The 25,003-nt window shown below is 47.0% G+C and carries 19 protein-coding genes and 1 tRNA gene; 7 read left to right on the forward strand and 13 right to left on the reverse strand.

Annotated elements, in window-relative coordinates; all coding sequences use genetic code 11:
* Positions 1-22: 22 nt before the first annotated feature.
* The 5 genes from ADIS_RS18280 to ADIS_RS18305 form a co-directional block, all read right to left on the reverse strand.
* A complete protein-coding gene (locus tag ADIS_RS18280) occupies positions 23-742 on the reverse strand; it encodes a restriction endonuclease subunit S (protein ID WP_010856170.1) in 720 nt (239 codons plus the stop codon).
* A 65-nt stretch (positions 743-807) separates the two neighbouring features.
* Entirely contained in the window at positions 808-1,701 is an 894-nt protein-coding gene (locus ADIS_RS18285) for an ORF6N domain-containing protein (protein ID WP_010856171.1), read from the reverse strand.
* 213 nt (positions 1,702-1,914) lie between these two features.
* Positions 1,915-2,967, reverse strand: a complete 1,053-nt coding sequence (locus tag ADIS_RS18290; RefSeq protein ID WP_010856172.1) for a PDDEXK nuclease domain-containing protein — start codon at positions 2,965-2,967, stop codon at positions 1,915-1,917.
* Positions 2,958-5,411: a type I restriction-modification system subunit M gene (locus ADIS_RS18295; RefSeq protein ID WP_010856173.1), complete on the reverse strand. Its 2,454-nt coding sequence runs from the start codon at positions 5,409-5,411 to the stop codon at positions 2,958-2,960. The genes ADIS_RS18290 and ADIS_RS18295 overlap by 10 nt, the downstream gene beginning before the upstream one ends.
* A 376-nt stretch (positions 5,412-5,787) precedes the next feature.
* A tRNA-Ser gene (locus tag ADIS_RS18305) sits at positions 5,788-5,872 on the reverse strand.
* Between the two features lie 265 nt (positions 5,873-6,137).
* Between ADIS_RS18305 and ADIS_RS18310 the strand changes: the two genes are divergently transcribed.
* Entirely contained in the window at positions 6,138-7,667 is a 1,530-nt protein-coding gene (locus ADIS_RS18310) for a DUF4394 domain-containing protein (RefSeq protein WP_035806917.1), read from the forward strand.
* Positions 7,668-7,741: 74 nt separating this feature from the next.
* Here the strand turns inward: ADIS_RS18310 and ADIS_RS18315 are convergent, their stop codons facing one another.
* From ADIS_RS18315 to mltG, 5 genes are all read right to left on the reverse strand, one after another.
* On the reverse strand, positions 7,742-8,956 hold the full coding sequence (locus ADIS_RS18315) for an acetate/propionate family kinase (protein ID WP_010856175.1): 1,215 nt from the start codon (positions 8,954-8,956) through the stop codon (positions 7,742-7,744).
* 27 nt (positions 8,957-8,983) lie between these two features.
* Positions 8,984-11,080: a phosphate acetyltransferase gene (pta, locus tag ADIS_RS18320; protein WP_010856176.1), complete on the reverse strand. Its 2,097-nt coding sequence runs from the start codon at positions 11,078-11,080 to the stop codon at positions 8,984-8,986.
* A gap of 100 nt (positions 11,081-11,180) precedes the next feature.
* Entirely contained in the window at positions 11,181-12,140 is a 960-nt protein-coding gene (locus tag ADIS_RS18325; RefSeq protein WP_010856177.1) for a YihY/virulence factor BrkB family protein, read from the reverse strand.
* Between the two features lie 17 nt (positions 12,141-12,157).
* Positions 12,158-12,565 carry an acyl-CoA thioesterase gene (locus ADIS_RS18330; protein ID WP_035806918.1) on the reverse strand — a complete coding sequence of 136 codons (408 nt, stop codon included), beginning with the start codon at positions 12,563-12,565 and terminating at the stop codon, positions 12,158-12,160.
* A 7-nt stretch (positions 12,566-12,572) separates the two neighbouring features.
* Positions 12,573-13,619: an endolytic transglycosylase MltG gene (gene mltG, locus ADIS_RS18335; protein ID WP_035806920.1), complete on the reverse strand. Its 1,047-nt coding sequence runs from the start codon at positions 13,617-13,619 to the stop codon at positions 12,573-12,575.
* 338 nt (positions 13,620-13,957) lie between these two features.
* On the opposite strand from mltG, the gene ADIS_RS18340 reads away from it, so the two are divergent.
* The 4 genes from ADIS_RS18340 (at position 13,958) to ADIS_RS18355 (ending at position 19,055) form a co-directional block, all read left to right on the forward strand.
* A complete protein-coding gene (locus tag ADIS_RS18340) occupies positions 13,958-14,587 on the forward strand; it encodes an L-threonylcarbamoyladenylate synthase (RefSeq protein WP_010856180.1) in 630 nt (209 codons plus the stop codon).
* A 47-nt stretch (positions 14,588-14,634) separates the two neighbouring features.
* Positions 14,635-15,273, forward strand: a complete 639-nt coding sequence (locus ADIS_RS18345) for a WbqC family protein (protein WP_010856181.1) — start codon at positions 14,635-14,637, stop codon at positions 15,271-15,273.
* A 73-nt stretch (positions 15,274-15,346) separates the two neighbouring features.
* Positions 15,347-17,875 (forward strand): ATP-dependent Clp protease ATP-binding subunit, encoded by a 2,529-nt coding sequence (locus ADIS_RS18350; RefSeq protein WP_010856182.1) that lies wholly within the window; start codon positions 15,347-15,349, stop codon positions 17,873-17,875.
* A gap of 235 nt (positions 17,876-18,110) precedes the next feature.
* Positions 18,111-19,055, forward strand: a complete 945-nt coding sequence (locus ADIS_RS18355) for a hypothetical protein (RefSeq protein ID WP_010856183.1) — start codon at positions 18,111-18,113, stop codon at positions 19,053-19,055.
* On the opposite strand, the gene ADIS_RS18360 is transcribed toward ADIS_RS18355, so the two are convergent.
* From ADIS_RS18360 to ADIS_RS18370, 3 genes are all read right to left on the reverse strand, one after another.
* The gene (locus tag ADIS_RS18360) at positions 19,049-20,614 is read right to left on the reverse strand and encodes a SulP family inorganic anion transporter (RefSeq protein ID WP_035806924.1); all 1,566 of its coding nucleotides are present in this window, start codon (positions 20,612-20,614) and stop codon (positions 19,049-19,051) included. The two genes, ADIS_RS18355 and ADIS_RS18360, sit on opposite strands and share 7 nt — an antisense overlap.
* A gap of 234 nt (positions 20,615-20,848) precedes the next feature.
* Complete coding sequence (purB, locus tag ADIS_RS18365; RefSeq protein ID WP_035806926.1) at positions 20,849-22,192, reverse strand: adenylosuccinate lyase; 1,344 nt, start codon at positions 22,190-22,192, stop codon at positions 20,849-20,851.
* Between the two features lie 238 nt (positions 22,193-22,430).
* Positions 22,431-23,165: a DUF4397 domain-containing protein gene (locus tag ADIS_RS18370; protein ID WP_010856186.1), complete on the reverse strand. Its 735-nt coding sequence runs from the start codon at positions 23,163-23,165 to the stop codon at positions 22,431-22,433.
* 217 nt (positions 23,166-23,382) lie between these two features.
* On the opposite strand from ADIS_RS18370, the gene ADIS_RS18375 reads away from it, so the two are divergent.
* Both ADIS_RS18375 and ADIS_RS18380 read left to right on the forward strand, forming a co-directional pair.
* A complete protein-coding gene (locus ADIS_RS18375; protein ID WP_010856187.1) occupies positions 23,383-24,486 on the forward strand; it encodes a ferredoxin--NADP reductase in 1,104 nt (367 codons plus the stop codon).
* 8 nt (positions 24,487-24,494) lie between these two features.
* A complete protein-coding gene (locus ADIS_RS18380; protein ID WP_010856188.1) occupies positions 24,495-24,992 on the forward strand; it encodes a hypothetical protein in 498 nt (165 codons plus the stop codon).
* The last annotated feature ends 11 nt before the right edge of the window (positions 24,993-25,003 follow it).

A 25,003-nucleotide genomic window follows, 5' to 3' on the forward strand; every position in this document is an offset into this window, starting at 1 on the left:
TTTGCCTTATTGGCCAAAATTTTTAACTCCGTAAAGTAGTACTAATTTTCAAAACCTCCCCCAACTTCCTCGTCACCCACCCCTCTTTAGGCTTCAACAACTCCTGCATCACCCCTTGTTTGATGGCTTTCTTTTTTTCGATCAGCTTCTCGGTTTGGGCAATCAGGGCATCCATATCCGATAAGGCGGAGGCGATGGCGGTTTGTTCGGGGAAAGGGGGGACAGGTATTAAAACAGTTTTAAGCTGAGGTTTTGAGACTCCAAAAACCTTCATTCCAACTGCTAGTCTATTAAACTGATTTTTTATTAAACTTGAATTAAGAATTGCACCTCTAAAATTATTTGCAAGTCTTAAATTGGTGTCTCTTAGCAAGTAAGTATGAAGACCAGCAATAAACCTTTTATCATTTACACCAAACACCTCTATGGACTTATTGACTCCCTCCATATCTTCTGAGGCATCTACCATTACAACATCTCCATCTTTTATTTCTGCATACTTGGCTTGCTCTGGCTTTATAAAAAATTTTATTCCTTTTTGCAGATTGTAACTTGTCTTTGTAATTGCGTGAATCAACCCATAATGAATACAGCCAATCTCTCCTTCTAAAGTCATTTCAGCTTTTGAATAATTTGAAGTAGAATAGAAATCAAAAATCTTATCAATAGATAAAACCTCCCACTCCTCAGGAATCAGCCCTACTTCTGTCTGCTTGTAGCCTTGTATGTTCTTTGTTTCCATATCAATGATTTAGTTTGTCTTTACTGAAAATCACAATTTGTGATTTCCAATTTTCAACTTCTTTCTCAATCATTCAGTAAATTGAGTTTGATGGTTTCCAAAAGATCGTCCATTCTCGAAAAAGCGAAACATTTATGTCCAAGGTCTTTCAGGGATGCTCCGATATGATACAGTTCCTGATCATCCAGGATCAGAAAGCGATCATGGCTGCCCTTATTTTCTATCAAGGTGATGGGGTCGTATTGTTTGTTGTGCTTCTCCAAGTCCTTTTGCAAGACTGGCTTGATGCGTGTGTATATGATACAGCTGACACCCTTCTTCCGCTTGCTAAGCAATAGCAGGGTTGTTTCATCTACATAGTTATCCAAAAGGAGAATGGATTTCTTGGCCTTTTTGACCAAATCTGAGGCAAAAACATGGGCATCAAACAACTGTCCTTCAAAGAAAATGCCCTGTGTAGGTTTGCTGTCTTTTTCCAAAGCTTGGAAAATCTGTTCCAGTTTACTGTCTGTTTGCAGCTGCCTCAACTCCACTCCTTCCAGTCGTTGGATCACCCCATGCAGATTACCCAAGGTCTTGCGCATGGCGACAAACGCCTGCATGATTTGGATACTGACTTTGACAGCGATCTCACTGCGCAGCACGGCAGAAAGCATGGCCACTCCTTGTTCGGTGAAGGCATAGGGCAAATATTTTATGTTATGACCTCGTTTAGTCTTCAAGGTCACAATTTGTGACCTTGAACTTGAAACCATTGAACTTAATTTAACCTCCCAAGCCTCTTCATTCGTCAGTTGAAATCTGAATGACTCGGGAAATCTATCAATGTTTCTCTTTACAGCTTGATTTAAAACTTTGGTTTCCACTTGATACATTTCAGCCAAATCAGCGTCCAGCATGACTTGAACACCCCTGATAGTGAATATTTTATTCTCAATATTTTCTTTTACCAGCTCCATAAAAGTCTTCTATAACTGATTACTACATACCAAATAAGAAACCGCCATTTTACTCCCAAACAGGTCACAAATTGTGACCTCAAGATAACTATTCCAAAGTTCTGAACTTTGGAATAGTTAAGGGTTTTAAGGTGCCAAATTGGAACCTTAAGGTTTTAAGGTCGCATTTTGCGACCTCAAGGCTCATACTCAAAAATCACCATAAAATTAAAATTACAGTTCAGAATCATCTTGTTGTTTATTTTCAATTAGATTTTTCCTTAATTCTAACTCTTTGTGGATTTTTTGTATCAGAAGCTCTTTGGATGGCAACTCGGTAAGGTACTCTGCCACCTTGATGCCTGATTTTTCCAGTTGCAATAATTCTATTTTTTCATGTCCACCTTCTGCACATAAAATCAAACCTAAAGGGCTGTTTTCTCCCTCTTGCATTTCATACTTCTCAAGCCACCTTAAATACAATTCCATCTGCGCTTTGTGGGCGACTTTAAACCTCCCTAACTTTAACTCGATGGCGATTAGACGCTTGAGCTTCCTGTGATAGAACAACAAATCCAAGTAATAATCTTCATTATCGATGATCATTCTCTTTTGGCGCTCCACAAAACTGAATCCTCCACCAAGCTCCAAAAGAAACTGTTCAAGAAACATTAGAAGATTGTCTTCCAAACTTTTTTCACTGTAAGTACCCTTTAGCCCTGTGAAGTCGAGAAAATATGGACTTTTAAATACCAGATCCGGGGAAAATTGCTTCCCTGACCTCATATTGAGTAATTCATTTTTTATCAAATCTTGGGGTTTTGAACTGATAGCGGTCCGCTCGAACAACATTCCGTCAATTTTTGACCGGAGCATTTTGGTACTCCATCTATCTTGAATGGCCATTTGCACATAAAACTCCCTTTGCAAAGCATCATTAACACTCAAGAGCTCAATAAAGTGAGACCAACTTAAATATGTCGCCGCCTCCGACACAAAGGAGTATTCTTTGAAAAGATCAGCGAATTGCATCATTCTTCTGATATTACGCTCCTGAAATCCACGGCTTCCAAACTGTTCTTGCAATTTTGTCGCCAGCTCCGACACAATTCCTCTACCGTAAGAAGCCCGCTGCCCTTCAAGCAGATTGGAGTTAATACGCTCTCCTATCTGCCAATATAGAAGCGTTAATGTCTTATTAGAAGTTATGGCTACATAATTCCTTGCATCCTCGACTAATTTGCAAATGTCAAGGTAAAGCTTTTTTTGACTGCTTTCTATGTCCATACAAACCCCATTTTCTTTAAATGCTCTTGTACCCTTGCTTCCAACACTTCCAATTCTTTATCGATTTGCGGTAGTGGAGTTTCATAGCGCTCCATCAGTTCTTTGATACGTCCCGTCAAGCACTGGGAGATACGTTCCATCTCCCCCTCAATGGCCGTAGTCATGGCTGCCATCCACTTGGCCTCCACCACAATCCTTTTGACATCATCCGTATTTAAACGCTGGTATTGGGCAAGGGCTTTTTTGTCCAGCTCTTCAGCGGCCTTTTTGATCCGTGCATTCAGCCTGCTTTGTTGCTCTGTCCATTCCAGGTATTGGTCAAGAATGGCTGTCTCTCCATACAGTGCTTGGGGTTCAGCAGCCATGTTTGTAGCTACAGGAACCTCCTTGGAAAGTTCTTTCAAGCGCTTGCTGACCGATGCTTTGTTTACCTTGTCAAAATCTGCAAAAATACCATCTTCTCCACTGTGTTCTTCTTCCAGTTCTAACAGTTGTGCTGCAATGGATTCCTTCTCTGCTTCCATGGCCTCCAAGGCTTCCTTTTCAGTCTGAAAATACTCTGCAATCATCAGCGATGGAGGAATCAGATCACAGGTCCAGCCTTTGTCTGTTTCCTTACCTGTCTTCTTGTTTTTCTCGATGATCCGGTAAGGTTTGGCAATCCAACCATCTTCTGCAATCAGGTACAGATCATCCTGCATGGTTTCGCTGAAATAGTCCATCAGGCTTTGGTACACATCGTATTTGCTGATCAAGGGCTTGCCATGATAGGCCTGCAACAGATCCTCAGAAATCTGGAAAATCACCTGCTTGGGATTGAACCCCTTTTCCAGATCCTTCAGCAGACGGACGGCATCAGTTGCCCAGGCTTCAAACACTTCATACATGCGCTGTGAAAATCCCTTGAAATCAGGATGCTCAAAAATCACCTGTTTGATATGTTCTTTCACAACTTTAGACTCATAATATCCTGCTCGGTCTCCCGCCTCAAACAAGGCATCTTTCAGACTAGGATAAGCCTCCCAGTAAGCTTCAAGCGCCTCCACATCCCCGGCAGGAATACCACCCAACAAATGTGCTTCTATGTCCTGTATGTCCTCTGCTTCTTGGCTGTCAATGTATCGTGGAATATTCAGGTTGTAATCGTTTTTTGGATCTGAAATCTCTTCTAGGCTGACAAACCTGCTGTACTTGGGCACTTCCAGTTGCTTGTTGAACACATCCACAATCTTATGGATATCCTGTGAACGCAGCCTGTTCTTGTTGCCATCTTTCATGTAGCCCTTGCTGGCATCGATCATAAAGATTCCTTTGCGATCCTCTGCATCTTCCTTATCAATCACAATGATGCAAGCGGGAATACCTGTGCCATAAAACAGGTTGGCAGGCAAACCGATGATGCCTTTGATCAGGCCTTTTTTGATGATGTTCTTACGGATTTCAGCTTCTGCATTGCCCCGGAACAAGACCCCATGCGGAAGAATAACTGCTCCCTTGCCAGTGCTTTTCAGCGAAGCAATGATGTGTAGCAAAAAGGCATAATCCCCGTTCTTTTCCGGAGGAATTCCAAATCCAGTAAACCTTCCATATTCATCTTCTTGAGGATTGAATCCCTGTATCCAGTTTTTGACAGAAAAGGGTGGATTGGCCACGGCGTAATCGAAGGTCATCAAAAAGCCCTGATTGTTCAGAAACAAAGGATTGGACAAGGTACTTTGTCCTTTCTTGATTTCTGCTGTGGGATTGTTGTGGAGGATCATGTTCATCTTGGCCAAGGCGGCTGTTGCCACATCTTTCTCCTGACCAAAAAGCGAAGCAGGACCTTCACATTCATCTGCCACCTTCAAAAGCAGCGATCCCGATCCCGATGTCGGGTCATAGAAGGATTGGCTGCGTTGGGTATCTTTGTTAATGCCTATGACCATCGCCATCACCCTACTGACCTCGGAAGGTGTGTAAAATTGTCCTTTTGCTTTTCCAGATTCCGTGGCAAAGTGCCGCATCAGGTATTCGTAAGCATCACCTAGGATATCATCCCCTCCTGCTTTGTTTTTGCTGAAATTCAACGCCTTGTTTTCAAAGATGGCAATCAGGTCACTCAGCCTATCCACCATTTCCTTGCCCTTCCCCAGTTTTTCTTCATCATTGAAGGAAACCACATCAATGACATTTTGCAGGTCATTGGCTTTGGCAATTTGACCGATGGCGATATCGATTCTCTCCCCTATATCTTTGTTTCCTTTCAGCTCTGCCAACTCCTTGAAAGAGCAGCCTTTCGGCACTTCAATCAGCGCATTAGGATCCGCTTCCGCCTTATCGCTGACATACTTCAGAAAAAGCAAAATCAGTACATAATCCTTGTACTGGGAAGCATCCATTCCTCCCCTAAGAGCATCAGCCCCAGCCCAAAGGCTGCTGTATAATTCAGATTTTTTAATGGCCATAAAATATTCCTACCGGGACCAGGTCCCGAAAAATTGAGGTTTGATTGATGATACAGAATTGGGAAGATAATAGGAAGAGGAAGGAATTGCAAAAAGAAAAAAACTGCCCACTTACCTCCAATTGGCCCTTTTGTACTTCAGGTTGCGCTAGTAAACCTGACTGCCAAAAACGCAAAAAGCCCCTCCGCTATGCGGAAAGGCTTTTCTCTTGCAGAGGAGGAGGGATTGACTACGTCGATCCCGTTTTGGGGGAGTTGCAAAACAAAAGCCTACTCACTCCGTTCGTTAGGCCCTTTTTGCTTTTTACGAAGCTCAAGCGAGCTTGGCTTCATAAACGCAAAAAGCCCTTCCGCTATGCGGAAAGGCTTTTCTTTTGCAGAGGAGGAGGGATTCGAACCCCCGGAACCTCTCGGTTCAACGGTTTTCAAGACCGCCGCGATCGACCACTCTGCCACTCCTCTAGTTCTGTCGAACATCCCAAAGACCATTTCTATCCTTTTGGGATTGCAAAGGTAATCCCATTCTTTGATTTTTCAAATGACGGCACCTGTAATTTTTTTTTAGCCCCAACGGCTTTTTTTCCAACACATCCCAGCGCATTGATTTTCAGGAACAATGCACCAGCGGGCCCTACTGGGAAAGAAAAAAGTCAGCTTTTTAATACACCACCCAAATCCAACTACATAAACCAGCTCGTACATGCCCCAAACCAAACAAACTTCTATCATGATTACTTTCCACTTTTCAAAAAGCATGCTGCCGCTTGCCCTTGCGGTAGGCATAGGCCTCTCATCCTGCAACGATGATATGATGCCACCTGTAGAAAACCCCGATGAACTTATGGGAACTGCGCCAGAGGTGATGTTCACGGCACTTACCAATGACAACCGACTGGTCAATTACCAGGCCCGAAACCTGAACGACCCCATGGATATCCGTAGCATTAGCGGACTGCCCAGTGGCGAGATGATCATCAGCATCGACTACCGACCCGCCACGGGTCAGCTCTATGCACTTGGTAGCAGTAGCCGCCTCTACCTGATCAACGAAAATAATGGCATGGCTACCCCACTCGGTGAAGGTGCCTTTTCCCCGGCTATCATGGGCGAAAATGCCTCCATCGACTTTAACCCCACCGTGGACCGGATCAGACTGGTAACCGCCTCCGGCCAAAATCTACGCCTGCATCCCGAAACCGGTCAGGTGATAGCAACGGACGGGATGATCAGGGGCGGGGACAATCCCCAGATCGGTGCCATCGCCTATACCAACAGCATGGCAGGCGCATCCTCGACCCTCCTGTACGACATTGATTTCAGAGCCAACACCCTCTATATCCAAAACCCGCCCAACGAAGGCGGCCTGGAAGAGGTGGGCCCGCTGGGCATGGACCTGATGGGTATGGGTAACTTTGACATTACACCCGACAACAACGCCGCCCTGGCAGTAACCCTGCACGAGGGAGAATCCAGACTGTATAGTATCGCCCTCTCCTCTGGGCAAACGCAATGGGTGGGCAGATTCACGCTTCCCATCCTCGGGATCGCCTTCAAAACCAATCCGATAGCCTACGCCAGCAGCAAAGACAACAAACTGTACCGATTTAACCCTAATGCGCCCACTATGAACCCCGTAGACCTTACGGGCCTGATGGAGGGTGAGTGGATAGCTGGCCTGGACTTCCGTCCCGCTAACGGAGCTCTCTTTGCCATCACGAACAAAAGTCGGTTGCTTGTAGTCAATACGGCCAATGGAACCGTTATGGAGGTTGGAGATGGCCTTTCGCCGACCGTAGAAGGATATTACCTCGGCTTCGACTTTAACCCACTGGTAGACCGGATACGACTTATCAGCGGTTCTGGGCAGAACCTGCGACTGCACCCCGTTCTGGGTACCGTGGTTGCCACTGACGGCAATCTAAATCCCGGATCCCCCATGGCCACTGCGGCAGCATATACCAACAATTTTCCGGGAACAGCCTCGACCCTCTTGTACGTAATCGACTCAGAGAGCAACATGCTATACACCCAAGATCCACCAAACGATGGCGTACTGCAGCCGGTGGGTCAGCTGGGGATAGATATAGAAGCGGATAATGGATTCGACATTGGCGGAAGCTCCAACATGGCTTTTGCCCTGCTAAAAGTAAACAACAGCACCGGCGTATACGGTATTGACCTTTCTACCGGAAACGCAACCAAAATTGCCGACTTCGCCATTGAAGCTACTGCCATGGCAGTCGGGCTGGGTTTCTGATCGCTGACAGCACATAAGCATCCACCTCGGCAGCTGACTGTAGGTGGGTGTCTTTTTTTCCCAGGATCCAGCTATTACCCCGCTGCTTGCTCGGATGACACAAGGTGATAGGTCTGCAACCCGATCTCCAACTCCTCGTTGGTGGGGACTACCAGAATTTTCACGGAGGAGGCATCGGCCTGGATTTCCCGGATTCCCTGCCCTGCGGCATGGTTCTTTTCGTTGTCCAACCGGATCCCGAGGAAGTCCATCGATGTACAAACGGCCTCCCGCATATCGGGGTCGTTTTCCCCAACACCTGCGGTAAATATCAGCGCATCCAGGCCATTGAGCACTGCGGCATAGGAGCCGATGTATTTCTTGATCCGGTATGCATACAGCTCATAGGCAAGCTTGGCTTCCTCGTTACCCTCAGCAATGGCGTTCTTTACATCACGCATATCGCTGTACCCGCACAGCCCCAGAAGGCCACTTTTTTTATTGAACAGGTCGTTTACCTCTTTAACGGAAAACCCCTTTTCCCGTATCAGGTGAAAAATCACCGAAGGATCTATGTCGCCGCATCGGGTGCCCATGACCAACCCTCCCATGGGACCCAGTCCCATGCTGTGGTCTACGGATTTCCCGTCCTGAACAGCGGTGATGCTACAACCGTTTCCGAGGTGAATGCTGATAAGTTTCGATTTGGGCCTGCCCAAATACGAGATGGCCCGCTGTGTCACATATTGATGGGAGGTTCCGTGAAAACCGTAGGCACGAATGCCCTGTTGGGGATAAAGCTCCCTTGGGACAGCATACCGGTAAGCCCTTGCAGGCATGGTCTGATGATAGGCGGTATCAAACACAGCTACTTGCCTGGCATTGGGAAAAAGATCTTGGGCCACCTCGATGCCGAGCAGGTTGGGCGGGTTATGGAGAGGTGCCAAGGAAATAAGCTCCTCGATAGACGCCCGAACGGCCGCGGTAACCAGTGTGGTGGAAGAAAACTCCTCTCCGCCGTGAACCACCCGATGGCCGATCGCCGCTACCTCGTCCAATCGATCCAATACCCCTGCTTCGGAATCGGTCAGCAGGTCGGTGACCTTCAGCAGGGCCGCTTTGTGGTCGGGAATGGGTACATCCACCCGAAACACCAGTTGCTGCCCATCCCGCTGCACATTATGTGTGAGCACCGAATTCTGCAGGCCGATCCGATCCACCAGCCCCACGCACAGGGGCGTCTCGGACGGCATGTCAAAAAGCTGGTATTTGAGGGACGAACTTCCCGAATTTATCACAAGTATCTTCATAGTGGTAGTGGTTTGCAGGGTCAGGCCTTATTCCTGCGCCTGTATGGCAGTGATGACAACGGTATTGAACACGTCGTCTACGGTACATCCTCTGCTGAGGTCATTGACCGGCTTATTTAGCCCCTGCAAAATGGGGCCAATGGCCATGGCACCGGATTCCCGCTGTACTGCCTTATAGGTATTGTTACCGGTGTTCAGGTCGGGAAAAATCAGAACCGACGCATTGCCCGCCACTTCAGAATCCGGCATTTTTTGCCGGCCTGTAGCGGGGTCTACGGCCGCGTCGTACTGTATGGGGCCTTCGATTTTGATCTCCGGATGCTTTTCTTTCACGAGTGCGGTGGCCCGGCGAACCGTCTCCACGTCATCTCCAGTGCCAGAGGCCCCCGAGGAATACGACAGCATGGCCACACGCGCCTCAATACCGAATTTCCCGCTGGTCTCCACCGAAGAGATGGCGATTTCAGCCAGTTGCTCGGCGGTAGGGTTGATGTTGATGGCACAATCACCAAAAACGGTGACCCGGTCTGGCAGGCACATAAAAAAGACGGAAGAAACCAGGGAGATCCCGGGCTTGGTCTTGATGATCTGCAGTGCCGGCCGTATGGTATGGGCGGTGGTATGGATGGCACCGGAAACCATCCCGTCGGCGTGGCCTTTATACACCATCATGGTGCCGTAATAGGCCACGTCACTCATCAGGTCACGGGCCAGGCTGATGGTCATGTTTTTTGTCTTTCTCAGTTCATAGAGCGTGTTTACGTATTCATCGAAGTAAACGGCCTCCACCGGATTGATCAGCTGGCAATTTTGCCTGTCCAGGCTTAGACCCAGCCGGTTGATCGTTGCCAGAATCTCATCCACATCTCCCAACAGGGTGACGTTGACCACGTCCTGCTTCACCAGCCGATCCGCTGCCCGAAGGATCCGCTCATCTTTACCTTCCGGCAACACGATGTGACGCTTTCGTTGCTTAGCGCGGTTTACCAGTTGGTATTGGAACATACGAGGGGTCACGCCCACCGGCTTGAAGGAGGCAATTTCCGATTCCAGCCTTTCCACATCAATGAATTTCCGGAAGGTACCGACCGCCTGATGGATTTTTTCCACGTCGTCGGGCATAATTTTGGAGTGGATACCGGCCACCTTGGTTGCCGCATAGAACGAAGGTTCCTTTACGGCGAGGATCGGAAGGGTATGCTCGGAACCTTCGATAAGCTTGAGCACCGATTCAGGCAGCTCAAACCCTCCGGTCAACACGATGCCGCCGATCTTGGGATAGTTTTTGGAGAGATTTGCCTGCAGTGTAGCCAGTACGATATCGGAGCGATCTCCAGGGGTGACGATGAGTACATTGCGTTTGATATGCTGGAGAAAGTTGGGAACCTGCATGGCCCCAAAGATAAAGTGATCGACCCGATTGTCCAGAAACCGGTCTCCAAAAAGCAGGAGGGCGTCCAAGTAGCGCTTCACCTCCTGCATGGTCGGGCTTTTAAGCTCCTGAATCTTCGGAATCACCGCTAGCATTACAGAAGGGGCAACCTGCGCCTGAAGGGCAGTGCGGACATCCGTGACGGCCCTTTCATCTACCTTGTTCACAACCAACGCGACCACTTTTACCCTCCGGTCCACAAAGTTGCGCAAGGTCACCAGGGCATTGCTGACGATTTGCGATACCGTTTTGTCCTCGCCGGACAACACTATGATCACAGGAGCGCCCAGGTTTTTGGCGATGGTAACGTTGGCATCAAATTCAAACGCTGTTCCCTCCCCTAAAAAGTCACTGCCCTCAATGACGGTGAAGTCATACTTGGTCTCCACCGCCTTTTGGCGCTCGATGATGGTATCGATGATTTCATCCTGGTGGCCCGACTCAATCAGCAGATTTGCCTCATCTTTGGTGTACGCATACGAACCGCTGTAATCGATCGGGAGCTTAAAATGCTGAATAAGGGTGTCAATATGGGGATCCCGCTTCACATCCGGATGATGATTGATAATAGGCTTAAAATAACCCACGCGCTGCGCCTTAGCCAGCAGCATGTCTACCAGACCCAGCGCGATCACGGATTTCCCACTAAAGGGCTGGGTAGTAGCAATAAAAATACGCTTGTTGTTTTCCATGGAACTTTTTCAAATGACGCGATAATTCTCACCCTCCTCCAGACAATCCCCTCCTACCTGTTCGGGACAAAGGTACCCATTTTTGACGAAACCCCCGCCCTTAACCGGCCTCGGCAAGTGAGCCTCCCTGGCTTTTTCGCCTCCTTCGGTTGGCCGCCTTGTCCAAACTGACGTTGATTTCAAAGCCTATCAGGGTGATGATGGAGGTAATCCACAACCAAAGCATCAGCGCGATCATGGTTCCGATCGACCCGTAGAGTTTGTTGTAGCTGGCAAAGTTGTTCAGGTAAAAGGTGAAGGCATAGAAGCCCAGGTTGATCAGCAGGGCGGCAATAATCGATCCGGTCGAAAAAAAACGCCACTTGTCATGCACTACCGGAGCAAACCGAAAAATGTAGGCGGTGGCAACTAGGAAAAGTAACAGGAGAACTAGGAATTTGAGCGCAGAAAGCGAATAATAATAGATGGTATTGTTCACGATTTCATACGTAGAGAGCCGATACAACATCCCACTGCCCACGATCATAACCAATACGGCCCCGCACACGCTTAGCACCAACACCATGATGATACTCACCGCGATGGCCCTCGTCTGAAAAAAGCCCCGGCTCTCTTTGGTCCGATAGACGGCGTTAAATGCGTTCATCAACGAGATGACCCCATTGGTCGCCAGGTAAAGCGCCAGAAAAAAGCCCAGGGACAACAAGCTCTGCCTGGGCTTGCTAACAATATCCATAATCGTAGCCTCGGCCTCTTGGTAAATGGATATGGGCATGATCTCCTGCATAAAGAGAAGGATGTTCTCGGTAGTCACCTCTGCAATAAAAAACTGCACGTAGGGAATCACGTTCAGCAGGAATAGGATCAACGGAAAAAGCGCAATGGTAAAATTGAATGCCATGGCACTTGCCCGCTCGATGATCTCGTCCTTTTGAAGCTGGCGCAAGAAAATTTTCCCGACGTCATAGAGATTCTGATCAGGGTTCCCAAAATGCACCGAGCGCAACTTTAGTGCCTGTTGGTGAAACTTGACGGCGATATCGTGGAGAGGCTTACGCAAGAAACACAGTTGTTATTTTAACCGAAATAGGGCCTAAGCAACTCCAACAAATTCTTAGGTGGCCTACAGGGCTTGTGATCTTCCTTTCGCAGGAAGGTAAGCAATGTCTCCCCCTGATTGATCAACTTCCCCGCTTCATTGAATACATCGTAGTGAAAACGGATGCGCATACCTGGCATTTCTTTGATGTGGGTCTTTATGGTGAGCATTTCATCGTACCTTCCCGGCCAGAGAAATCGGGAGTGGTTTTCCAGTACAGGCATCATGATACCGTCCTCTTCCATCTGACTGTACGAAAAGCCGATGTTCCGCATTGCTTCAACCCTTCCCACCTCGTAATACATGGCGTAGTTCCCATAGTACACATATCCCATTTGATCTGTTTCTGCGTAGCGGACCCTCAGCGTCGTTTCGGATGTATACATGTATGGCTTACTTAAAGATTTTGGAACGGTTGAGAGCTGCCTGGTACCGGCGGGCATTGTTCATGTGTTCACTCAGACTGGTTGCAAAGGCGTGATAGCCCGAGAAATCATCTTTGGCGCAGAAGTACAGGTAGTTGTGCGACTCGGGATTGAGCACCGCGTCCAACGCGGAGATCTCCGGCAGGTTGATAGGGCCCGGAGGGAGGCCGGTGTACTTGTAGGTATTGTAGGGACTTTCTATCTCCTTATGCACGTTGAGCACACGTTTGATTTCGAAGTCCCCCATCGCAAACACCAGGGTAGGGTCTGCCTGTAGGGGCATGTTGATGCGGAGGCGGTTGATGTAAACGCCGGCCACCCGAGGCCTCTCATCTACCTTTGCTGTCTCGGCCTGCACGATGGAGGCCAACGTAGACACCTGCTGCTGACTTAGCCCCAGTGCGGCCGCCTTGGCCCTGCGTTCCGCCGTCCAGAATTTTTCGTACTCCCGGTACATCCTATCAAACAGGCCCTCAGGGGTAACGTTCCAAAAAACCTGATAGGTATTGGGAATAAAAACGGAAAGAATGGTTTCCTTTTCGAAACCAAATCGTGCAATCGTCACGGTATCTCTTAGAAGCCGGAGGAAGTCCTCTTGATCCATCTCAAGGTTGCGGGTGATCTTCTCTGCCAAATCCACATCCAGGCGCACGTTGTTGAAGGTTACGTTTACGCCTGTCTGGTTTCCTGAACGCAGCAGCCTCACCAACTCCCTGTTGGTGAGGCGGGGCGAGATGCGGTAGTGCCCCGGAAGTACCCGTTCCTGATAGTTCATTACTTTGGCGACGAAACTAAAGGTCACCAGATCCTGTACAATGCCCTGCTCGATCAGGTCGTCCCGAACCCGGTTGAAATCCGCCCCGGTCGAAATGTAGAAACTTACCGGCGAATCGGCCTCAACCAATGTATTGGGTGAAAAAAAAGCTTGATAGAAATAAAAGGACAGGGAAGCAAATAGCACGGAAAACGCCACGATGCCCACCATGATATATTTTGTCCGCTTGTCTGAATCCATAGGTAAATCTAGTGATGTTGCTCTCCGGTCATCACTCCCTCCAAATACGAAAACACCGCTCATTGGTCTGAAAGCAACGCGCAAATATAACAGGAAAATGCAAGATTGGGGTTCATCGACAGGTAGGATGTACGTACTGACCGATCGGACCACCCTTGGACAACCATCCGGTTTGGGGCGAAAAATCCCCGATACACCCCACAAGGGCGACCCAAAAATTGTATTTTCAATGGTAAACGCGGGTGGATGCTTTTATTTGAAAAATAAAAATTCTACTTTTCGCGAAAAGTATAGTGCTTTTGCGCTACTTGCGTCCAAACCAGAGATCCCAACCACGCATGCCGGCCGAATTTATCAAACTGTATCCCGAGAATCCAGATCCCCGGAGGGTCCGAAAGATTGTCGATGCGCTCGAAGCTGGTGCAGTGATCATCTACCCCACCGACACGATTTACGGAATGGGGTGTGCCATTTTTAATCAAAAAGCCATTCAACGGGTTGCGCAGATCAAAGGGGTAAAGGCGGAAAAACATGACTTTTCCTTTATCTGTTACGACCTTAGCGACATATCCGAATACACGAGGGCGTTGGGAAACCGCGTATTTAAGCTGATGAAAAAGGCACTCCCGGGTCCATTTACCTTTATCCTGGAAGCAAACAACAAAGTACCTAAACTGCTCAACAGCAAAAAAAAGACGGTGGGTATACGCGTTCCCGATCACGCCATCCCCAGGCTATTGGTGAAAGAACTGGGCCAACCCATTCTGACCACCTCGATACGGGATGAAGACGATGTCATCGAATACAGCACCGATCCGGAACTGATTTACGAAAAATACAAAGACCAGGTCGATATCATCATCGACGGTGGATATGGCCATAATGTGGCCTCGACCGTAGTGGACTGTACCAATGATGAAATTACCATCATCCGCCAGGGCATGGGTGAAATAGACGACTATCTCTGACGAATAAACCCAGATACCCATAAAGACGACAAGGGCAACAAATTAACATGATGAGTGGTGTAATTACGGATCTGTACTACCTGCCTAATCTGGAATATTTCTGCATGGTAAAAGATTTCAGTCAAATTCATATCCAACTGGAAGACAGATACGTTAAACAAAGCTATAGAAACCGGTGTGAGATTCGCCTGGCAAACAAAGTAGAAAAATTAAGTGTCCCGGTAAAAGAAGGCACCAAAGGCAAGCCTTATGAATCCCAGGAAATCGATTATAGGCAAAAATGGGTGAATGTGCACCTACGTGGCTTTCAGAGTGCGTATGGGAAGGCTCCTTTTTTTGAGCATTTATTCCCGGACTTGGAGGCAGTGATTCATTCGCAACCCAGGTTCCTGTGGAAACTTAACTTGGATTTACTGACAATTTGTCTTAGATTTCTGAATCTATGTGGCAAGAAGGCATGGGTAAGTAAACCCAACCAAAAAGAGGGATTATTGGATCTGAGAGGGGCTTTGGACGCGAAATCGAAGGTGTTGGATGGGGAATATTACACACCGGTTCGTTACCCCCAAGTATTTGGCTTAGACTTTGTACCAAACCTTAGCATTGTCGATCTGTTGTTTTGTATGGGGCCGGATGCCAAAGCGATTTTAAACCTATCCGCAAAAAACAGGTTGAACAATACATAAATGTTTTGTGTTTTTAACACAAATTTGATAGTATTAAAGAAGGAATTGAAAAGCTGAAAATACCTACACATAAATGGAAGCAAAATTTTCAAACAGAGTCAAAGAAGTAATCTCCCTCAGCCGTGAGGAAGCGTTGCGTCTAGGTCACGATTACATAGGCACGGAACATCTTCTGTTGGGAATGATCCGTGAGGGAGAAGGTGTAGCTGTTTCCATTCTAAAAAAACTGGGAGTTAACCTGGATGAATTGAGAAACGCTGTGGAAAGGGCAGTTAAAGGCACCGCTAACCACACCGTAAAGAATCTGGCAAACATCCCACTGACCAGACAATCAGAGAAGGTACTCAAAATCACCTATTTGGAAGCAAAAATATTCAAAAGCCAACTAATCGGCACAGAACATTTGCTGTTGTCCATCCTTCGGGATGAAGATAACATCGCTACCCAAATCCTTCAAAAATTTGATGCCAACTACGATGCCGTAAAGGAGATGCTTGAGTTTCAGACAGACCAATCCCCACGTTCAGGCACCGAGGCGGACGATTCGGACGACGACGGATCCAAGTTGTTTGGGTCATCCGGCGGGTCTTCCACCACGGGCAAATCAGGAACCGCCGAAAAGTCACGTACACCTGTACTTGACAATTTTGGCAGAGACCTGACCCGCATGGCCGAAGAGGACAAGTTGGATCCGATCATAGGTAGGGAAAAAGAGATCGAGCGGGTGGCACAGATTCTTTCCAGAAGAAAGAAAAACAACCCCATTCTGATAGGAGAGCCCGGAGTAGGTAAAACTGCCATTGCGGAAGGCTTGGCACTGCGTATTATCCAAAAGAAAGTTTCCCGTGTATTGTTCAACAAGCGCGTGGTGACGTTGGATCTCGCTTCCCTGGTTGCGGGCACCAAATACCGTGGCCAATTTGAGGAGCGAATGAAAGCCGTGATGAACGAGCTGGAGAAATCTCCGAATGTGATTCTGTTTATCGACGAGCTTCATACGATCGTGGGAGCAGGTGGTGCCAGCGGCTCACTGGATGCCTCCAACATGTTCAAACCGGCACTTGCCAGGGGCGAAATCCAATGCATCGGGGCAACTACGTTGGACGAATACCGACAATACATTGAAAAAGACGGTGCACTGGCACGTCGGTTTCAGATGGTAATGGTAGATGCGACTTCTCCTGAAGAGACCGTACAAATTCTGCAAAACATCAAGGACAAGTACGAGGATCACCACAATGTGATCTACACTCCCGAAGCCATCCAAGCCTGCGTAAACCTATCCGACCGATACATATCCGACCGCTTTTTGCCGGATAAGGCCATCGATATCCTGGATGAGGCGGGTGCACGGGTACACATCAACAATATCCACGTGCCAGAAAATATCCTCAGCCTGGAAGAAGAGGTGGAGAAGATTAAGATCGAAAAAAACCGTGTTGTAAAGTCACAGAAATACGAAGAGGCAGCCCAGTTGCGTGACCGTGAAAAGAAACTGTTGGAGCAACTGGAAAACGCCAAGGCGAAATGGGAAGAAGAAAGCAAGACCAAACGCTACATCGTAGAAGAAGATAACGTAGCGGAGGTCATTGCCATGATGACCGGTATACCCGCCAAACGGATCGCCCAAAACGAAGGAGTAAAGCTGCTCAATATGGCCAACGAGCTGAAAAGTAAAGTGGTGGGACAAGACGATGCCATTGTCAAGTTGACCAAAGCCATTCAGCGTACGCGGGTAGGTCTCAAAGATCCCAAGAAACCCATCGGTTCCTTTATATTTCTAGGTCCAACGGGAGTGGGTAAGACAGAGCTCGCGAAAATGCTGGCGACCTACCTATTCGCAAAAGACGATGCCCTAATACGGATTGATATGTCGGAGTACATGGAGAAATTCAGCGTATCCCGATTGGTGGGAGCTCCTCCGGGCTACGTAGGCTACGAAGAGGGTGGACAATTGACCGAAAAAGTGCGGAGAAAACCCTATTCCGTCGTCTTGCTGGACGAAATCGAAAAAGCACATCCAGATGTATTCAACATTCTTCTCCAAGTACTGGATGACGGTATCCTAACCGACGGGCTGGGTAGAAGGGTTGACTTCCGAAACACCATTATCATCATGACCTCAAACATCGGCGTGAGGGATCTTAAGGATTTTGGTGCAGGCATAGGATTCTCTTCCAAAGCCAAAGAAGACAATATGGATGACGTGATGAAATCCACCATACAGAGTGCGTTGAAGAAAGCTTTCAGCCCAGAATTTCTCAATAGACTCGACGATGTGGTTATCTTTAACAGCCTGAGCAAGGAACATATCCATCAAATCATCGATATCAACTTGGCAAAGTTGTTCAAGCGAATCACCGATCTGGGATATGAAATCAAGCTTACCGACAGGGCGAAGGACTTCCTATCGGATAAGGGGTACGACAAACAGTACGGTGCAAGACCACTCAATCGTGCCATCCAAAAATACTTGGAGGATGCCATCGCCGAAGAGATCCTCAAAGGGGAGCTTTCCGAAGGTGATGTGATTATGGCGGACTATGCGGGTGAGGGAGACGCCTTAGCCATCAGTGTAGCACGAAAAGAAAAAGCAGATTAATCTATCTATACGGACAGGGAGCGGAACCTTTGGGTTCCGCTTTTTTGGTTTTAGGCCATCCTAAATGCACGTAACAGACAATGCCGTATTTCCAAGAAAGGGATGCCCAATACATCGAACTCCCATGAAAAATTCCAGGCAGGGCGAACCGCGGTAATCTTTTTTGCGTATCGAAATAAATCATGACGGCCAACGTTTTCTTGTTAGTCCCGTCCCACCTCGAAAAGACCGGCACATGCAGTATTACATAGAGCTAATCTGGAAGTTTTTCTTCGCTATTTCGATATTCCCCTTTTTGATTGCCGAAAAGATCCAGGAAAAGTACGATGTAAGGATAGACCCCCAGGTCATCGACACACTGTATTCCCAACCCATCACGGCCGGAAAAATCGATAATAGGGCCATCGATGAAGCAAGCGGATTGGCCGCCTCCTGGCAACATCCCAACTTACTTTATACCCACAATGATAGTGGAGGCGATCCATTTGTTTTTATGATTGACCACAAGGGCAAAGACATCGGCACGATCAAACTCAGTGGTGTCAAAAACAGAGATTGGGAGGACATCGCCATAGGGCCGGGACCAAATCCGGGCAGCTCCTATATTTATGTCGGTGAAATCGGCGACAATCAGGGGAAGTACCCTTCTATCAGCCTGTTTCGGTTTCCGGAACCAACGGAGCTATCGAAAGACATGGAAATAACACCGGACGTTATAGAGCTCAGGTACCCTGATGGCTCCAAAGACGCCGAAACCCTTATGGTTGACCCACTGAGTGGAGACATCTTTATCCTTTCAAAACGGGATTCCAGCAACACCCTCTATACACTGCATGCGGAAAAACTTCGAAGTGGAGAGAGAAGCTTCGAACTGGAAAAAGTCCGAAAACTGCCCATCACCATGTCTGTCGCGGGTGACATATCCAAAGATGGTCGACATATTGTGATCAAAAACTACTGGGTAGTTTACTATTGGCCCAGAGTGCCATCGGAGAGCATAGGACAGGCTTTGGCCAAAGACCCGATTCTACTTCCTTACAAGCCAGAACCTCAGGGAGAGGCCATTTCCTTCCTACCAGACGCATCCAGTTACTTTACCCTGAGCGAAAAGCGGCTAAAGATCGAACCGGTACTCTACCGATACGATAGGCTTCCATCATCATTGGGTGACCCTCAATGAAGGGATTTGATCACCACCGATTGAATGCCGATGGTTTCTACCTCAATATTCCTCTCCAGGGCATTCGTTTTGAAGTTTTCGATCACCTCCAATACATCGTAATCGATCACCTTTGAGTTGGATCCGTCAATAATGACCTTGGAATCTACCGGAATCTTATTGAGTGCGGAAATCAGAGCTCCCTTGTTTAAAAAGCTTACTTCCTCTGATAGGACAATATGGTGAAGTTTTGAATCGGAATCCGTAGTTTCTTTGTAGAAGTAGGCATTTTTATAATTCCTCATCAATATATAAACGACACCAATGGCCATGCCTATGCCGATTCCTTTCAACAGATCAAAAACGATGATTCCCAAAATTGTCGCAAAGAAGGGCAAAAACTGATCCCACCCCAGTTTGTACATGGTTCTGAACAAAGATATCTTGGCCAGCTTATACCCTACCAACAACAACACCGCGGCTAAACTGGCCAAGGGGATCAGATTCAACAGGTTGGGAATAATCAGCACACTTAGTAACAACAAAAGACCATGAAAAATAGCCGATAGCTTTGATTTCGCTCCGGAACTGACGTTGGCTGAGCTCCGCACAATTACCGCTGTAACAGGCAGGCCACCAATCAGTCCATTGACCATATTACCTATACCTTGTGCAAAAAGCTCCTTATTGGGCGGAGAAATGCGCTTGTAGGGATCAATTTTATCGGCTGCCTCCAGACTCAAAAGCGTTTCCAAGCTCGCGATTATTCCGATAGTAATAGCTACTACCCATACTTTCGAATCCAAAAATCCGCTTGGATCCAAGAACATCAATTGATCCACTAAACTGCTGAAACCCGAAATCTCGGGAAGCTTCACTTTATCTTCGGTAGTGATATAGAGGTCTTGAACAAAAAACTTGAAAAACTTATTGATGCCAATACTCACCAAAACAGCCACCAAAGCCCCTGGCAACAGCTTCAAAATCTTATTCCCTTGGACAACCGGTTTCTCCCAAAGGAGCATAATACCAATGGAGACCAGTGCTACAATTAAGGATCCGTATTCGATCACACTCGTCACAAGAAGGTTTAGGGACATCACCGCATCCAAATCATTGACAAAAGGGGCGTATTCCAACAAATCCCGGGTATCAGCTACACCAAAGGCATACGGAATCTGCTTTATAATTAGGATAATTCCGATTCCGGCAAGCATGCCCTTTATTACCGATGTGGGGAAATAGTATCCTATGACACCTGCCTTCGCCATGCCCAAGCCAACTTGGATCGCTCCGGCAAGGAAAACAGCCGTCAAAAAAAGGTCAAATGCACCTAGATCGGTGATCGCATTGAGTACAATCACTGTCAGTCCCGCAGCTGGACCTGAAACCGAAGTATGCGAACCGGATAAAAACCCGACGACAATACCCCCTACCACGCCTGCAATAACGCCGGAAAACAGAGGCGCACCCGATGAAAGGGCTATACCCAAGCAAAGTGGGAGTGCCACCAAAAAAACTACTAAACCTGCTGGCAAATCTGCTCCAAGATTGCCAAACAACCCTTTTCTATTAGGCATTAGAAACTAAATTAATCGGTTGATATTCATTTTAGCAGCTACTGAAAAATGGTTGAAACCATATCAGAAACCCACCTATTCTCCAAAATTAAAAGTATTTAATGAGCTACACTCAACCGACCAAATAAAAAACGGGTTTGTTAAGCACAATCAAAATCATTGTTAAACTGAAATTTTGAAATAAACTAAGACCAACGTTGATTCAACAAAAAATGTTACGATTTTCCCAGGTTATTATTTCCCGGTATAGTTAAATGGACTGATCCTCAACAACTCTTTTTTGATGTGGTCTGCCACTTCTAGGGTTTGCACAAATTCTCGTATGCTCTCCTCTGTGATATGGGAATTCGTACGGGTAAGGTCTTTGAGTGCCTCGTAGGGTTTCGGGTAGCCTTCCCTCCTCAACACGGTCTGTATGGCCTCAGCCACCACTGCCCAGTTATCCTCCAAATCAGCGCGCAACGCCGCCTCATTCAACTCCAGCTTTCCTAGGCCTTTGATTAATGACTGAAAGGAAATACTCATATGCGCCAACGGTACACCAATGACGCGTAGTACCGTGCTGTCGGTCAGGTCACGTTGTAATCTACTGATGGGCAGTTTTGCCGACAGATGCTCCAATAAGGCATTGGCTATACCTAGATTGCCTTCTGCATTCTCAAAATCTATGGGATTTACTTTATGTGGCATCGCCGAAGAACCCACCTCACCTTTTTTGATCTTTTGCTTGAAGTAATTCATGGCAACGTATTGCCAAACGTCTTTGGAAAGATCCAAAAGGATCGTATTGATCCGCTTGAGCCCGTCAAAAAATGCAGCCAAATAGTCGTAATGCTCAATTTGTGTGGTTGGAAAACTCCGGTGGAGTCCTAAATAATCCCTGACGAAACGATCGGCAAACCCGTGCCAATCAATCGACGGATAGGCTACATAGTGGGCGTTCATGTTGCCAGTCGCCCCCCCAAATTTACCGGCAAAGGGTATATTGGACAGATCCGCCATCTGCTTTTCCAAGCGGCTAACAAAAACCGCGATTTCCTTGCCCAGCCGGGTCGGCGATGCAGGCTGTCCGTGGGTTTTGGCCAACATGGGCACCTCTGCCCATTCTTCCGACCGGATACGTAGAGCGGTCAACACCGCTTCCAGCTCTCCACGAGTGGAATTATTCCAGCCATCACGCAGCATCATCGGTACTGCGGTATTGTTGATATCCTGCGAAGTAAGTCCAAAATGGATGAACTCCAAAAAGGCACCCAGTCCAAGGGCCTCAAATTTGGCTTTCAAAAAATACTCTACCGCCTTTACGTCGTGGTTGGTGGTCTTTTCTATTTCCTTTATGTAATTAGCATCCTGCTCAGAAAAGTCTTCCACCAACTTACGTAGCGATGGAAAAACGGCTTCATCGACATCCCTCAATTGGGGAAGAGGCATTTCACACAAGGCTATAAAATACTCAACTTCCACGTGGACCCTATACTTGATGAGGGCAAATTCTGAAAAATACGCTCGTAGTTCAATGGTTTTACTTCCGTATCGTCCATCGATTGATGAAATTGCCGTCAAATGATTTAGTTCCATGAGGTAGTCTATGTTCCGATGTCTTTTTAAAGAAATGCAAAAATACGCTTTTATTCCGAAAATATTGGCCCGATCCGTCCAATAGAGCTCCAACCTACCCAGTTAAATAGATCGGTAGAAACGAAAAAATCCATTGGAGAAAATTAGCATCTCCAATGGATTCCGGTAATCTGAAAAATTTACTCTCTCTCCCATACCCCACAGGGCACCAACCTGAGTGGCAAGTTATTTGAAACGGTCAGTAATTAGGGTAGTTGCGTATCATTTGCAGACTAAGCCGGTTTTCTGTGCCCTGCCCATGTTCGCTATAACCCCTTATCACCAACGTATAAATTCGTCCAGCTAGTACGGAAGTTTCATTGGCGACTACCAAGGTTGCCCCGCTGCCATCTGCTTCTCGTATTGCTAGGTTAAAACGTCCTGCATCGATCGCTTTGTAATCCGAAATTTCCCCAAAGGATTGCTCCTCAATAACCGGTTGAGCGGCATTACCAATTACTAGGTTGACCGCAGGGGTATCGGGCGACAGATGGGCAATCCGCAGCAGCGCTTTTCCAGGCCCCGGGTTCTCCAGTTTATCCTTTACGATAATGGTCTTAAACAATTCTTGATGGTCTGCCAGAAATACAGAATAGGTTTCACTGGCCTTCAGGGTCACCAAGGTATCCAGTAGACTGCTGGAAGCCCCTGGATTACGGAATGAGAAATTTCTGGATCCCGTATAAAAATTGCCATAGTCAAAGTAATTTCCGAAGCGGAATGGATTAGAGTTATAAACCCTATTGTCCACCGTGATGGTCAGTTGATCCGTTTGCGGCGATCCATGGTAAAACGACACAAAGGCAATCGGTGCCATCTCGGGCATTTCCGTTTCGTTCAAACAGGAGCTAAGCCCCGCTGCCGACACAATCATTACAGCCACCGTTATCCGTTTTAAAACCCGGGACAAATTGGCTCTTTTCTCAATGTTCATTGTTGGATTTTTATTAGTTTTCAGCGCCAATACGTATAGACAGGCAAAAACGCTACAACGATCACAAAAAAATATGATTTTTTAAAAGAACCTTTGGTTGTCTTGAATGGTTTACTTGATGACAAAACCATTCCAATGCTTGGTAAATGGCATTGAATGTAAACAAAACGAATACTTGTGTAAAAATACGCTGTGTAAAACAAAAGATAAAAACAGGATGCTTTTCAAGTTATTTTCAAAAAATCCCAAAAACAGTGAATCCAATTCCTCCTATCTCACCCTAAAAGTGAGGGAAGTCATTCGGGAAACTTCAGATGCAGTCACCATTGTTTTTGAACAGCCTGAGCCTCACCTTGAATATAAACCGGGACAATTTCTGACGGTAATTATCGAAATAAATGGAAAAGAGGAAAGGCGTTCCTATAGCTTGTGTACCTCGCCCTATTTAGACCCTCACCCAGCCATTACCGTAAAACGACTGTCGGGAGGCATCGTATCCAACTATTTGAACGATCATATTTTCCCTGGGAAAAAAATCGCCGTGATGAAACCCTTGGGCAACTTCACCAATGAATACCACTCCAAGCACGAGCGCTCCTATGGCATGATTGCCGCCGGGAGTGGGATTACGCCTATCATGGGTATTCTCAAATCAATTTTGATCAACGAACCCCTCTCCACCATAAACCTTCTCTACGGAAGTCGCTCAGAAGACCAAATTATTTTCAAGGAAAACCTAGAGAAGCTACAACAGCAATACCCCGGGCGACTGGAAATCCTACATCAACTCAGCAAACCTTCTGATACCTGGAAAGGAAACAGTGGGCGTATTCAAGCGAATACGATTCAACGTTTTATTGAAAACCAAAAAACGCCAACCAATAGCGAATCCCATTATTTCCTTTGCGGACCGAATGAATTGATGGAGTTGGCGAAGGAAACGTTATTAGCACAGGGTTTGAAAAAAGAATACATCCACTCTGAGAGCTTTTATAAAGAAGCCGATGAGATGGAAGAAGAAGTTGAATCGTTGGAAGCCGCTCCTATCCATAAAGAAGTGAGTGTGGTTTTGGAGGGCGAATCCTACACGTTTCAGGTACCTCCGGGAAAAACCATCCTTGAAGCAGGGCTGGATGAAAACATAGACATGCCCTATTCCTGTCAAAGTGGACTTTGTACCGCCTGTCGTGGAAGGCTGCTATCTGGCGAAGTTTCCATGGTAGAAGATGCCGGTTTGAGCGAAAACGAAATTGCCCAGGGATATATTCTCTGTTGTTCCTCCAAACCAAAGTCCGGTGAAATAAAAATCAGCATCGAATAGCAAATACAATGAGCGCTGAGAATCCCCTAAAAAAAGAATTTCGGAAGCTGGAGCGAAACGTACTGATACTAACAGCCGTTCCGCTTCCTTTCTTCTCTTTCTCGTACCTATACACTACGGGAGGCACCATGCAGCTGGCAATTCCGTCGCTGCCCCCCATTTTTTCCCCCTTACTTCTTTGGACGGCCATTGGCCTACTGCTGTTACAAACCATCCAGTTCCGGAAGGAGATTCGAGCGATAAATGCGCAACCCAATCCGATCATGGAAAAATTTAAAGCCTATGCCGTTGCATCCCATAAGAGGTTTTACATTCTATTTGCGGTGGGGTTCCTATCTGCTGCCGGATTGCTGATTTACGAGATGCCGGGATTTACCATTACTTATGCCGTCTGTCTTGTATTCGTCTCACTCGGCAAGCCCACTCCGGATCGGATCATCCGTGGACTTAGGCTGAAAGGTGAAGAAAAAGACCTGGTTTACGAAATCAACCGCAGAGATCCCTAACTGCCACCTTC

The sequence above is a fragment of the Lunatimonas lonarensis genome (assembly GCF_000390185.1).
GTDB lineage: Bacteria > Bacteroidota > Bacteroidia > Cytophagales > Cyclobacteriaceae > Lunatimonas > Lunatimonas lonarensis.